The 13,436-nt window shown below is 48.0% G+C and carries 9 protein-coding genes; 6 read left to right on the top strand and 3 right to left on the bottom strand.

Annotated features, from left to right (window positions below; all coding sequences use genetic code 11):
* Positions 1 to 197: 197 nt before the first annotated feature.
* Positions 198 to 1,034, bottom strand: coding sequence for an OmpA family protein (locus KTG12_RS09700; RefSeq protein WP_005636289.1), 837 nt, complete (start codon positions 1,032 to 1,034; stop codon positions 198 to 200).
* Between the two features lie 166 nt (positions 1,035 to 1,200).
* Here KTG12_RS09700 and KTG12_RS09705 point away from each other — a divergent pair, with 166 nt between their 5' ends.
* On the top strand, positions 1,201 to 2,529 hold the full coding sequence (locus KTG12_RS09705) for a sigma-54 dependent transcriptional regulator (RefSeq protein WP_005636291.1): 1,329 nt from the start codon (positions 1,201 to 1,203) through the stop codon (positions 2,527 to 2,529).
* A 220-nt stretch (positions 2,530 to 2,749) separates the two neighbouring features.
* A complete protein-coding gene (locus tag KTG12_RS09710) occupies positions 2,750 to 4,480 on the top strand; it encodes an ATP-binding protein (RefSeq protein WP_046452146.1) in 1,731 nt (576 codons plus the stop codon).
* A gap of 31 nt (positions 4,481 to 4,511) precedes the next feature.
* Here the strand turns inward: KTG12_RS09710 and KTG12_RS09715 are convergent, their stop codons facing one another.
* Entirely contained in the window at positions 4,512 to 5,825 is a 1,314-nt protein-coding gene (locus KTG12_RS09715; protein ID WP_122115876.1) for an anaerobic C4-dicarboxylate transporter family protein, read from the bottom strand.
* 87 nt (positions 5,826 to 5,912) lie between these two features.
* On the opposite strand from KTG12_RS09715, the gene galB reads away from it, so the two are divergent.
* Positions 5,913 to 8,417, top strand: a complete 2,505-nt coding sequence (gene galB / locus KTG12_RS09720; protein WP_005636301.1) for a beta-galactosidase GalB — start codon at positions 5,913 to 5,915, stop codon at positions 8,415 to 8,417.
* A gap of 91 nt (positions 8,418 to 8,508) precedes the next feature.
* On the opposite strand, the gene KTG12_RS09725 is transcribed toward galB, so the two are convergent.
* Positions 8,509 to 9,357, bottom strand: a complete 849-nt coding sequence (locus KTG12_RS09725; protein ID WP_005636303.1) for a PepSY-like domain-containing protein — start codon at positions 9,355 to 9,357, stop codon at positions 8,509 to 8,511.
* 205 nt (positions 9,358 to 9,562) lie between these two features.
* Here KTG12_RS09725 and KTG12_RS09730 point away from each other — a divergent pair, with 205 nt between their 5' ends.
* From KTG12_RS09730 to KTG12_RS09740, 3 genes are read left to right on the top strand one after another with little or no spacing between them, the layout of a single operon-like run.
* Positions 9,563 to 10,810, top strand: a complete 1,248-nt coding sequence (locus tag KTG12_RS09730) for an efflux RND transporter periplasmic adaptor subunit (RefSeq protein WP_122203784.1) — start codon at positions 9,563 to 9,565, stop codon at positions 10,808 to 10,810.
* An 18-nt stretch (positions 10,811 to 10,828) separates the two neighbouring features.
* Complete coding sequence (locus KTG12_RS09735; RefSeq protein ID WP_005651031.1) at positions 10,829 to 12,088, top strand: ABC transporter permease; 1,260 nt, start codon at positions 10,829 to 10,831, stop codon at positions 12,086 to 12,088.
* Positions 12,089 to 12,112: 24 nt separating this feature from the next.
* Positions 12,113 to 13,381 carry an ABC transporter permease gene (locus tag KTG12_RS09740; protein WP_122342824.1) on the top strand — a complete coding sequence of 423 codons (1,269 nt, stop codon included), beginning with the start codon at positions 12,113 to 12,115 and terminating at the stop codon, positions 13,379 to 13,381.
* The last annotated feature ends 55 nt before the right edge of the window (positions 13,382 to 13,436 follow it).

The following is a 13,436-nucleotide window of genomic DNA, read 5'->3' on the forward strand; positions in this document are numbered from 1 at the left end:
ACCTATCTATTCTTTTTGAGACCCGGATCTCGGTTCCTCTGATACCTGGGTCTCGATACCGTGCAGATGGGGGTCGGAATCCTGCTGGAATAAGGGTTTTCACGAGAAAACTTGCTTGCTTTTTGTTAAATTTGTCCGTTACTTTTGAAAGAAACAAAGGTAACGGACAAATCGCGGTAGCTGCCTTCCTATGAGTGCTATTGGTTCAACATTTGATATAACTTATCCAGCTTCGGAGCCATGATGATTTCGGTACGGCGGTTTTTAGCACGGCCGTCGGCTGTCTCATTGTCGGCAACAGGCATGAATTCGCCGCGGCCGCAAGGTTGTATCTGCAAAGGTTTGACACCGTAGTCCTTTGTCAGGATGCGGACGACCGAAGTGGCGCGGATGACACTGAGATCCCAGTTGTCTTTAAACTGGGCGGTGTTGATCGGCTTGCTATCGGTGTGCCCTTCGATATAAACGTCGATGTCGGATTGTTTGTTAAGGACTTCGGCGAGTTTGGCCAAAGCCTCCTTGCCACGCTTGTCGACACGGGCGCTTCCCGATTCGAAAAGAAGTTTGTCTGACATGGCAACGTAGACTTTTCCGTCTTTTTCGCGGACGGTCAGTTCGTCGCTACTGAAACCCAGGAGGGCATCCTTTACACTGTTGAGCAAGTTCTGTACCCGTTCAGTCTGTGCATTGATCATATCCTGTAGTTCGTTGATCGTCCGTTCGCGTTCATCCAGTTCGTTCATCTTCTGGCTCAGGAGTGAATTCAATTTTTCCTGCTCCGTCATGTTGGTGTTGAGCATGCTTTGATAGTTGCGGATGTTCTTGCCCATGCGGGTGGTATCCCGTTCAAGTGAAGCAAGACGTGAAGTGAGGCCGTCGTTGTTGTCACGGCAGTTTACAAGCTGATTCTGCAGGTCGTCTCCCCGGGCAATGGCTTCCAGGCGTCCGTTTTCGGCTAGCAGATACTTTTTTTTCGTTACACAAGAAGTGCAGACAAGCAGTACGGAGACTGCAACTAATAGAACTTTTTTCATTTTGTAGACAATTTTAGCGAATGTAATATTTATTACACATAACTAGTACTGGGTTTAGAATATTTGCAAATAATTAAACTATAATTAAGGTAGTATGAAAGTAGGGGAAATAATGGACACCTCTGAATAATATGCTATATTTGCTTCCTCATAGCAGAATAAGAAGATGGGAAAAGTATTGATTATCGATGATGAGAAGCAAATTTTAAGCCTCCTGTCCCGTATTATCGGGCTGGAAGGTTATGAAGTGTTCCAAGCAACCAACTGCAAAGTAGGTATCAAGCAGCTCGAACAGAACGATCCCGAAGTGGTGCTCTGTGATGTTTGCCTGCCAGACGGGAGCGGTGTGGAGCTTGTCTCTGAACTGAAACGCCTGCGTCCCCTTTCGGAAGTGATCTTGCTTACGGCCCACGGTAATATCCCCGACGGAGTACAAGCTATCAAGAACGGTGCGTTTGACTATATCACCAAAGGTGACGACAACAATAAAATCCTTCCCTTGATTGCAAAGGCGATGGAAAAGGCTACCGTTGCCTACAGCCAGCAGAAGGCTGTAGGCAAACAGTATTCGTTTGCCACTGTCATCGGCCGTTCGCCTGCTATAGAGGAGGCTGTTTCTTTGGCACGCAAGGTTGCCGCCACGGATGTTCCCGTCTTGCTCACCGGAGAGACCGGGACTGGCAAAGAAGTGTTTGCACAGTCCATCCACCAGCACAGTTCCCGCAGTGATAAAGCCTTTGTCGCTATCAACTGCTCCTCTTTCAGTCGCGACCTGTTGGAAAGCGAGATGTTCGGGCATAAGGCGGGAGCTTTCACCGGTGCACTCAAAGAGACGAAAGGACTGTTTGAGGAAGCGGACAACGGCACGATCTTTCTCGACGAGATCGGTGAGATGGCGTTCGATCTTCAGGCCAAGTTGCTCCGTATTCTCGAAACCGGTGAATTCCTCAAGATTGGAGACACGAAACCTGTCAAAGTGAATGTGCGTGTGATAGCCGCCACCAACCGTGACTTAGCAAAAGAAATTGCCGACGGTCATTTTCGTGAGGACTTGTTTTACAGGCTTTCTGTTTTCCATATTCACCTGCCGCCGCTCCGCGAACGGGTGGACGACATTCCTCTGCATGTCGAGGCGTTTGTTTCCGCACTGTCTTCCAAGATAGGAAAGACCATCCGCACGATCTCGCCGGACTATGTCCGTATCTTGAAACGGTATCCTTGGAAAGGGAATGTCCGTGAACTGCGCAATGTCGTGGAGCGCAGCCTCATTATCTCCGATGGAGACACCTTGACTGCAGACACCTTGCCGCTCACAATACAGAACCCTCAAGATAATACCGACAGCAGCTATTCCGGCTTCGACCTTGACGGCGTAGAGAAGATGCATATTCAAAAGGTATTGAAGTATACCAACGGCAACAAGACGGAAACCTCCCGCCTGTTAGGTATCGGCTTGACGACCCTCTACAGGAAGATCGAAGAATATGGCCTTTGATTGTGAAATAGAATTGGCGGTAGGGCGAAAAGGCGCTGGTGTGTTGAGAGTGTCGAATGCATTTTGGAATCCCCGGTTGGAAGATGCATATTCAAAGTCTGCATCGGTATGACTGCCGGTGTAGACGAGTCGTACCGGGTGCTGTCGGTTTTCTGATACAGGATGTTGCTGGACAGTTTGTTGCAGTTGAATATTGACCTGATAATAATAGCATAAGCGTATGGATAAGTTCTTAAGACTGAAAATAAAAACGAAACTGACCTTCGGGATCGGCCTTTTGTTTACGATGATCGTTCTGCTGGGCGGGCTGGCTGTGCAGAATATTACGGATATGTCTTCCGACACGCAGAATATCTTGGCGGATAATTATAATTCGCTTCTTTATTCTCGCCGGATGCTGGATGCTCTCGAACGGATCAAGAACGATCCGCAGGCACGTGCGGAGTTTGAAAAGAACTTGGATTTGCAGCAGAAGAATATCACGGAGATCGACGAGAATGTGGCGACGGCGCATCTGGTCGCACAATACGAGGCGATGCACCGGGACCTGAACGATACGACTATACAGCGTGTCAGGATGGCACTCAACGATATCATGAGTCTGAATATGGCGACGATCTACCGGAAAAGCAAGGTAGCCGAGCGTACGGCGGACCAAGCATTGTTATGGATTTGCATTATCGCGGTGGCTTGTGTCCTGATTGCTTTTGCTTTCCTGATCCGCTTGCCCCGTTCCATTACGTCGCCGATCCGTAAACTGACCGACGGGATCTTGGAGATTGCCAACCACAATTACGAAAAGAGACTCGACTTGGGCGATAACCAGGAGTTTGCCGAAGTTGCCTCCTCGTTCAACCGGATGGCGGAACGCTTGACGGAATACAGGAAGAGCACGTTGGCTGACATTATCCAGGCCAAAAAATATATTGAAGCGATTGTCAACAGCATCACTGAACCGATAATCGGGCTCGATCGGGACCGTTCCATTCTTTTTGCTAATGATGAGGCGCTCACCATCCTGAATCTGAAACGTGAGAACGTGATGGGAAAGTCTGCTACCGAACTGGCGTTGAAAAACGACTTGCTGCGCCGGCTGGTACGCGAACTGATACAGCACGACAAGAAAAAGGAGCCTTTAAAGATCTATGCAGATGATAAGGAAAGCTATTTTCAGGCCAAATATATCCCGATCCATGTGATGGATGGTGATGGACGTGAGACAGAGTATGCGGGCGATGTGATCCTCCTGAAAAATATTACCGAGTTCAAAGAGTTAGACTCTGCCAAGACGACTTTTATCTCTACTATCTCCCATGAATTGAAAACCCCGATCTCTGCTATTCTTATGAGTCTCAAATTGTTGGAGGATAAACGTATAGGAGATATGAACGATGAGCAGATCGCGCTTGCCGGAAGTATTCGAGAAAGCAGCGACCGCCTGCTCGAAATTACCGGTGAATTGTTGAAAATGACACAGGTGGAGGCAGGCAAGTTGCAACTGAATCCGAAGATCACGAAGCCGATTGAACTGATCGATTATGCGATCAAGGCGAACCGTGTGCAGGCGGAGCGCTTCAATTGCCATATCGAAGTGGAGTATCCTGAAAAAATATCCAAGCTCTTTGTAGACAGTGAGAAGATCGCCTGGGTACTCACGAACCTCCTTTCCAACGCCATCCACTACACGCCGGAGAATGGCCGTATCGTTATCGGTGCGCATCAGGTGGACAAGAAAGTGGAAATATTCGTGCAGGACTTTGGGAAAGGAATTGACCCGCGTTACCATCAGAGTATCTTTGACCGTTATTTCCGCGTTCCCGGCACGAAAGTACAGGGAAGCGGCCTCGGTCTTGCCATCAGTAAAGACTTTGTCGAAGCCCACGGCGGCACGATTCGTGTGGACAGCGAAGTCGGCAAGGGAAGTACTTTTGTCATAACCTTTGATGTTTGATATCGCTTGGAAGTGACAAAAGATCTCTACATTAAAACAACTGGATCATCAACAGTCCCAACGCCACCGACACTCCGGTAGCGACCAGTCCCGGCATCATGAACGAATGGTTTAGGACATATTTGCCGATATGCGTCGTTCCAGTACGGTCGAAGTTGATGGCGGCGACCACGGTCGGATAGTTGGGAATGAAGAAGTAGCCATTGACTGCCGGGAAAAGGGCGATTAGCATATAAGGAGAGATTCCGAGGGCGATTCCTAACGGCAACATGGCACGGATGGTTGCTGCCTGGCTGAACAAAAGTATGGACATCACGAACAGGGCCAGACCGAAAAGCCATGGCATTTCTGTTACGATATGTTCGATCGAGCCTTTCAGTTCCGCCATGTTCCCACCGATAAAGGTATCACCCATCCAGGCGATACCGAAAATCGCGACGACTGCTTGCATACCGGCGGAGAAGACGGAACCTTGTACGGCTTTTATCCCGTCTGTCCGGGTGACGAGCAGGATAAGGGCGGCAGCCGAGAGCATCAGAATCTCGATGATATGCGCCATCTGCATTTGTCGGAGACTGCCATCGGGCAGGCTGAACCAAGGGCGCAGTTCTGTCATCGAGCCGAACAAGACGATACCGATTGTCGCTGCTATGAATATAATCACCGACAGGAGGGCTGCATGATGGTTTTCGACTCCTTTCGCCCTATATTTGTCACTTGTGAATTCCTCGTTTGCGACACGGCGCAGGTATTCGGGGTCTTCCGCCAGTTCCTTTCCGACATGTAGCGAGCAGAATGCTCCTACCAGGACACCGATCAACGTGCAGGGAACGGAGATCATCAGAATGTCCATCAATGATATATTATGTCCCGACAACATACTGAGCAATGCTACGGTTGCCGCCGAGATCGGGCTGGCCGTAATTGCCTGCTGAGACGCGATCACAGCAATCCCCAACGGCCGTTCGGGACGTATCTTTGTTTCCGTTGCCACTTCCGCTATCACGGGAAGGACCGAATAAGCCACATGTCCCGTTCCCGCAATAAATGTGAAGATATAAGTAACCAACGGGCTTAGGAGCGTAATCTTGGAGGGATTCTTGCGCAGCAATTTTTCCGCCCACTTCACCATCAGGTCCAGTCCGCCGGCTGCCTGCATGCAACTGGCAGCGGCGATGACGGCAACGATCATCAGCATTACATCGATGGGAGGGGAAGTCGGTTCCAAGCCGAATACGAAAGTGAGGATGGCCAGTCCTAAGCCACCTAATACTCCTAAACCGATACCGCCGAGACGGGCTCCGATGATAATTGCAATTAAAACGAATAGTAATTGTAACAACATGTCTTGTAAAATGCAGATTTAGTTTGTAAAGGTTGCAAATTTAATTATTTTTGTTGCGCTAAGTACTACAAAAAACAATTAATACGAATGAAAAGAATCTATTTTGCAGCTTTGGTAGGCTTGTTTGGGTGCGTGTCGGCATTGTCGGCACAAGGACGGAGTGAGCTTCTGTTGGAAAAAAACTGGAAGTTCACCCGCGAAGACAACAATGAGTTTATAAAGCCAGCTTTCGATGACAGTAAGTGGCAGTCCGTGACTGTCCCCCATGATTGGGCGATCTACGGCCCTTTCAGTTCCCTGAACGACAAACAGGAGGTCGCTATCTCGCAGGACGGCCAGAAGGAAGCGATGGAGCATGCAGGACGTACCGGCGGGTTGCCGTTTGTCGGTGTGGGTTGGTATCGCACCGAGTTCGACGTTCCGCAGTTTCAGGCAGGCAAGCGGGCAACGATCCTGTTTGACGGGGCGATGAGCCATGCCAATGTCTATATCAATGGACAAAAGGTCGGTTATTGGCCGTATGGTTACAACTCCTTCCACTTCGATATCACGAAATATCTGAAGCCGGGCGAGAAGAACACGTTGGCTGTACGTTTGGAAAACCTGCCGGAATCTTCCCGCTGGTATCCAGGTGCCGGACTTTACCGGAATGTTCATCTGATCATTACCGAAGACGCCTATATTCCGGTTTGGGGTACCTATATCACGACTCCTTCGGTAAATGAGAAGTTTGCTAAAGTGAACGTGCGCACCAAAGTGGTGCTTCCCGAAGGCGCCGATCCCGCCAAATATAGCGTGGAAACCAGCGTGTGGAATCCGAACAAGCAGAAGCTGACGGCTGTCCGCACTTCTCTTGCGCAGATGAAATATAACAACAATCAGGCAGAGCAGGAGTTTGTCATCCAAGCCCCGTCTTTATGGTCTCCTGAAATGCCTGCATTGTATTCTGCGGAAACCCGTCTGTATGAAGGCGACAAGCTGAAGGATATTTATACAACTCCTTTCGGTATCCGCTCGATTGAGATAATCCCGGATAAGGGTTTCTTCCTAAATGGTAAGCGTACTGTCTTTAAGGGCGTTTGCAATCACCACGATCTCGGTCCGTTGGGGGCGGCCGTCAACGATGCTGCTATCCGTCGCCAGATACGGATCCTGAAAGACATGGGGTGTAATGCGATCCGTACTTCCCACAATATGCCTGCTCCTGAATTGATAAGGGCTTGTGACGAAATGGGTATGATGATCATGGCGGAGAGTTTTGACGAATGGAATGTGGCTAAATGCAAGAACGGTTATAATCTGCTCTTCGATGAATGGGCGGAGAAAGACCTTGTGAACCTGCTTCATAATTTTCGCAACAACCCGAGCGTTGTCATGTGGTGTATCGGTAACGAAGTGCCCAACCAGTGGAACGAAGGGGATTGCAAGATTGCCAAATGGTTGCAGGATATCTGCCATCGTGAAGATCCGACACGTCCGGTAACTCAGGGAATGGATGCTCCTGATGCCGTGGTCAACAATAATTTTGCAGCCGTGATGGATGTGGCCGGTTTCAACTATCGTCCTTTCAAGTACAAGATAAACTATAAGAAGTTGCCGCAGCGGATCGTTTTAGGCAGCGAAACAGCCTCGACAGTAAGTTCCCGCGGCGTTTATAAATTCCCGGTCGAACGCAAGGCGATGGCGAAATACGATGACCACCAAGCTTCCTCTTACGACGTGGAACATTGCGGCTGGTCCAATCTTCCGGAAGACGACTTTATCCAGCATGAAGATTTACCGTATTGTATCGGTGAGTTTGTGTGGACTGGCTTCGACTATTTGGGTGAACCGACTCCTTATTATACGGATTGGCCAAGTCATAGTTCCCTGTTCGGCATCATTGACCTTGCGGGTATTCCGAAGGATCGTTTCTATCTGTATCGTAGCCATTGGAACAAAACGGCACGTACGTTGCATATCCTGCCTCATTGGACCTGGCCGGGACGTGAAGGGGAGGTGACGCCTGTATTTGTGTACACGAATTACCCTTCTGCCGAGCTGTTTATCAACGGTAAGAGTCAAGGAAAACGTACGAAAGATCTGAGTGTTGAATTGGACAGCAGCTATACGGAGGCCGCCCAAAAGAGCTTCGAGCGCCAGAAACGTTACCGCCTGATGTGGATGGATACGAAATACGAGCCGGGAACCTTGAAAGTGGTTGCTTATGACAAGGATGGCAATGCTGTTGCCGAAGAGGAAGTTCATACAGCCGGCAAGCCTCATCATATCGAACTGACTGCTGACCGCGACCGCCTGAAAGCCGATGGCAAGGATCTCTCTTTTATCAATGTCCGTGTTGTCGACAAGAACGGTAACCTTTGTCCCGACGCCACCCACAAGGTGAAGTTCAACGTCCGCGGTTCCGGTTCTTATCGTGCGGCCGCTAACGGTGATCCTTCGTCACTCGAATCTTTCCAAGCTCCGCAGATGTCCCTTTTCAAAGGACAGCTGACGGCAGTCGTACAGACAGAAGAAACACCGGGTGTCATTGTCTTCGAAGCCTCTGCTTCGGGTGTGAAAAGTGCAAAAATAGAACTGATCAGCGAATAAGTCGAATTTCGTGATCATCCCGATAAAAGCGAATAGGCATCGGATTGGAAACGGGCAGGTATCCGTTATGAATCCGATGCCTATCTGTTTTTTATTTGTTGGTAACGATATTTCCAAACACATCGAACTCGACCGTTACGGCCTGCCCGTTGTGGATGACATTGAATTTGTGGAATGCACCGTTGGCATCGGTAAACATGTAAATGGATTCCACTTGGTCATTTCCGTATTCGGAAGCCTTGAATGCATCCATGATAACTGTCGGGACTTCCTGCTCTGAAACTTTCCAGGTCGTACTTTTCCATGTATATATCTGGGTTAATTCGACAATCTTTAAAGTCTTCCCGTCGAGGATTGCCAACTGTACACCGAAAGTCGTGTTTTCTATATCCAGCAACTCAGCTCCCTGGAAGGTCAGTTCCATCAGGTCGGCCACTTTTTCGGGGACGGAGATAGGTCGGTCAACATCATCTTTAGCATTATCGACCGCTTTGATCAGGTCGCCGTATAAAGTGTAATACAGGTCGGTCTCCTGTTCTGCCTTTTCTACTTCTACTTTATATACGGTTCCCATTCCGGCTCTGCCGATGGTATCGGCTTCCTCGATCTTCCAACCGGCATATTTGCCTTGTTTGATATCGTTCGAGATAGCCGTAGGCAACTGGTTAAGCGGCAAGTCCGTCTTAATCATGGCCCATACTCCGAGATGGTCGAACCAGGCGGTGTTATCGAGCGAGTTGTTTTCAAAGTCAATTACATAATAATCGTCATTGACTGTCCATTCTGTGTCGCGGGCATCCGGATATTTGGCATTGAAAGCGTCCAGGATGGTTTTAGGAGGTTCGATGCCGCCCGGTATGTTTTCGTCGTCTTTGCTACAGCCGGCAAAGAGCAGGGCGAACCCCACGAAGATCGTAAAGACTGAAATTTTAGTGTTCATAATTTATCGTTTTAATTTGTTACGAATAAACAACAACCGGGATGGAAAAGTTTTCTCAAAACCGAACACACTGTCCGATATTGAACACTTGTTTTGAAGTGTATTCCCATATAATCAATGATTTATGTTTTTGGCACGGAGTTTGTCCTGTGAAAGCCGTCAAGGTAGAAATGCCGGGAAAAGAAGAATTAAAGCAATATTAAATATGGACAGAGAGATTTCAAAAGAAGTACAGAGAAAGGAGCAACGTAAACAGTTTATCAGGATAGGGACAGCTGTCGGCGGTTTTATCGTCCTGATCGTAGTCGTGATCTCCATGCTTCAGACCAGCCTTAAACGGAAAGACCTCAATATTTCGACAGTCGATAAGGGAGTGATAGAAGTTTCGGTCAGTGCGTCTGGCAAAGTGATCCCCGCGTTTGAGGAAATCATCAATTCACCGATCAACTCTCGTATTGTGGAGGTGTATAAGCGAGGCGGGGATTCGGTCGATGTCGGCACGCCTATCCTGAAACTGGATTTGCAGAGCGCCGAGACGGAATATAACAAGCAGTTGGACGAGGAACAGATGAAGAGCCTGCAACTGGAACAGCAACGCGTGACGAACCACAACAAACTTTCGGAAATGGAAATGAACCTGAAAGTCTCCCGCATGGAGCTGGATCGTAAAGCGGTCGAACTCCGTAACGAACGCTATTTAGACAGCTTGGGAGCCGGTACGACCGATAAAGTCCGCCAGGTGGAACTCGATTATAATGTGAGTATCCTCAAACTGAAGGAAGACGAGCAGAAATATAAGAACGAACAGGCGCTGGCCGAAGCGGATCTGAAAGTAAAAGAGCTGGAACTGAATATCTTCCGTAAAAGCCTTGCCGAAACTCGGCGTACGTTGGAAGATGCCCAAATCCGTTCACCTCGTAAGGCGATCCTGACCTATGTGAACAACGAGATCGGCTCGCAGATAGGCCAGGGAGCGAAGGTGGCAATCGTTTCCGACTTGTCTCATTTCAAGATCGAAGGTGAGATTGCCGATACCTACGGAGACCGTATTGCTGCCGGCAGTAAGGCGGTTATCAAGATCGGCAGTGAAAAACTGGACGGGACGGTCAGCGATGTTACTCCTTTGTCGAAGAACGGCGTGATCTCTTTCACGGTCCAATTGGAGGAAGACAATCATAAGCGTCTTCGTTCCGGTTTAAAGACCGATGTCTATGTGATGAATGCTGTGAAAGACGATGTGCTCCGCATTGCCAACTCTTCTTATTATGTGGGAAAAGGAGAATACGAACTCTTTGTCGTAAACGGAAACCAGTTGTTGAAACGCAAAGTGCAGTTGGGAGACAGTAATTTCGAATATGTAGAAGTGGTTAGTGGCCTGCAGGAAGGTGAGCAGGTCATTGTCTCGGACATGAACGCTTATAAAGACAAGAACAAATTGAAAATAGAAGATTAACGTGTAATAGTAAGTTTTATGATCAAGCAATATATCAAGCAATCCATTCAGATGCTGAAGGAGAATCGTCTTGTCAGTGTCATTTCCATAGCGGGTACAGCCATCTCCATTGCTATGATTATGGTGGTAGTCCTGGTGTTCCAGATACAGTTCGCCAATTTTTATCCGGAGAACAACCGCGACCGGATGATGTATGTGGATAGTGGGACGGAAGTGAAGACCAGTAATGGATGGAACCGGGGAAACATGTCTCCTGAAGCAGTGAAGGAATGTTTCTATTCATTGGAGATACCGGAAGCGGTTTCTGGTTATGCCATGCAGTTGAAGCCTTTATCCATACCAGGGAAACGGATGTATAAAGGATATCAGATCAAATATACGGACACCGGTTTCTGGAAAGTCTTTTCTTTCCGTTTTCTGACCGGTAAACCATTTACGCAAGCGGATTTTGATTCGGGGATTACACAAGCAGTCGTGTCCGAGAGTGTGGCCCGGAAATTATACGGAACGACAGACGTTGTAGGAAAAACTGTGATAATCGATTTGACAACCTATACGGTTTGCGGTGTGGTGAAAGACGTCAGCCGTGCCGCCGATACGGCTTTCGGTGACGTGTGGGTCCCCTATACGACCGACCGTATCCTGATGACGAATACCAGTTCCGAAAATATGGCCGGCTGGTTTTCTATCTGCCTGTTGGCAAAGGACAGCCGTGATTTCGAAGCGATCCGGCATGAATTGTTGAAGCAGATAGAACGTTATAACGGGATGAAGCAGGATGCGAAGATTAATTTCTTCGAGAATCCTATTACACGTTTTGACATAGCGATCGGTTCGATCGGGCAACGTAAGGTGGATGTGAAAGATTATCTTTTGGAAACTGGTAGCCTTTTGTTGTTTCTGCTGCTTGTGCCTGCTTTGAACCTGTTGGGTGTAACACAGTCTGCCGTGCAAAAACGACGTGCGGAGATGGGAGTGCGTAAAGCATTTGGAGCGACTTACGGCGTGTTGGTTCGCCAGATATTGTACGAGAACAGTGTGATTACGTTGATCGGCGGTCTGGTTGGTCTGCTCCTTTCCCTGTTGCTTTTGCCTGTTTGCAAAGATTTTTTGCTACAAAGCCGTGATACGGCTTTAAGCGGGGATATGATTTTCCAGCCGGCTGTGTTTTTATTGGCTTTGTTTTTCAGCTTACTGCTGAATCTGCTTTCGGCAGGCATACCGGCGATGCGCATTGCCCGTCAGAAAATTGTCATATCCCTGAAAGACGGAGAATAGTTTAACTTATAAATTAAGAAGACGATGATCAAGCACATATTGAAAATAATCTGGCATCAACGGCGGAATAACGGTTGGATATTTGTGGAACTATTATTGGTTTTTGCCGTGTTATGTATTATGATGGATTCTTTGTTAGTGAATCTGTATACCTATTACAAGCCGTTGGGTTTCGATATAACGAATGTTTATAAGGTGAATATCGGCAAGATGAGCCCTGAAATACCGGGATATGTCCCGGATTCGTTGCTTACGACTACCGATGGAGAAGATCTGGTCCGTTTGGTTGACAACATCCGTCGGGCTTCGCAGGTGGATGAAATATGTTTGGCGATGAATTCTTGTCCGTATACCTGGTCGAACAGTTGGTCCCAGTTGGTACGGGCGGATGCTGATACAAGCGTAAAGGCCAATTATTACCAGATGTTTAATGTGACTGTTTCTTATTTCGATGTCTTGCGGATTAGTGACAGGGAGGGCCGTCCGATACGTCCGATCGTGGAGGAAAGTACAGGCGATATTGTCATATCGGGGGATATGGAGACTGATTTCTTCCAAGGGCAGTCCGGCAAAGGTAAGCAGGTGAAATGGGGTTCCAAGAGTACGACTTCCGAAACGGTTGCTGCCGTTACCTCTCCCATCCGTCAGAACGAATATGTGAAAAGCGAACCTTGCTTCTATTATTTGATGAGGACTGACGAAGATATTGCCAAATCAGCTTCCGATGCAAAGCCTCAAAATATGGACTGTCTGGTCCGCATGAGAAACGGGTTTCGTATGGAAGATATGGATAGTTTCCTGGAGAAAATGGGTGAACGGCTGTCAGTGAATAACCTGTATGTATCGAGTGTCATCCCGTTGGAGGAACAACGTCCGGTTATACTGAAAAGCAGTATAGACAATCTGAAGAAGAAAATAGCTCTTGTCGGTTTTATGCTGGTGAATGTCTTTTTCGGTATTGTCGGCACATTTTGGCTCCGTACGCAGTATCGCCGCGGTGAAATGGGACTTCGTTCGGCTCTTGGTGCTTCCCGTGGCACATTGAAATGTTTTTTGAACGTAGAAGGTCTTTTCTTGCTGATCTTTACGATTCCGGTGGTTTTGGTGTTTATATTCAATATGCTTTATTTCGATTTGCCGGACACAGACCGATTGGCTTACACCTGGTGGCGTTTTCTTGTCACTTTCGGAAGCAGTTGCCTGTTGCTGGCCGGTATGATCTGGCTCGGTATCTGGTTCCCGGCACGCAGGATTGCAAAGATGAATCCGGCGGAGGCTTTGCATTATGAATGAAAAGATTTATGGGATGTTCATCATTGGCCATAAGCAAGAAATCATAAATTATAAA

This window comes from Parabacteroides sp. MSK.9.14, from assembly GCF_019041495.1.
Lineage (GTDB): Bacteria > Bacteroidota > Bacteroidia > Bacteroidales > Tannerellaceae > Parabacteroides > Parabacteroides merdae.

Bases quoted from the DNA above. Each gene is read 5' to 3' on its own strand.
- KTG12_RS09700 (WP_005636289.1), bottom strand. From the start codon at position 1,034: ATGAAAAAAGTTCTATTAGTTGCAGTCTCCGTACTGCTTGTCTGCACT.
- KTG12_RS09705 (WP_005636291.1), top strand. From the start codon at position 1,201: ATGGGAAAAGTATTGATTATCGATGATGAGAAGCAAATTTTAAGCCTC.
- KTG12_RS09710 (WP_046452146.1), top strand. From the start codon at position 2,750: ATGGATAAGTTCTTAAGACTGAAAATAAAAACGAAACTGACCTTCGGG.
- KTG12_RS09715 (WP_122115876.1), bottom strand. From the start codon at position 5,825: ATGTTGTTACAATTACTATTCGTTTTAATTGCAATTATCATCGGAGCC.
- galB (WP_005636301.1), top strand. From the start codon at position 5,913: ATGAAAAGAATCTATTTTGCAGCTTTGGTAGGCTTGTTTGGGTGCGTG.
- KTG12_RS09725 (WP_005636303.1), bottom strand. From the start codon at position 9,357: ATGAACACTAAAATTTCAGTCTTTACGATCTTCGTGGGGTTCGCCCTG.
- KTG12_RS09730 (WP_122203784.1), top strand. From the start codon at position 9,563: ATGGACAGAGAGATTTCAAAAGAAGTACAGAGAAAGGAGCAACGTAAA.
- KTG12_RS09735 (WP_005651031.1), top strand. From the start codon at position 10,829: ATGATCAAGCAATATATCAAGCAATCCATTCAGATGCTGAAGGAGAAT.
- KTG12_RS09740 (WP_122342824.1), top strand. From the start codon at position 12,113: ATGATCAAGCACATATTGAAAATAATCTGGCATCAACGGCGGAATAAC.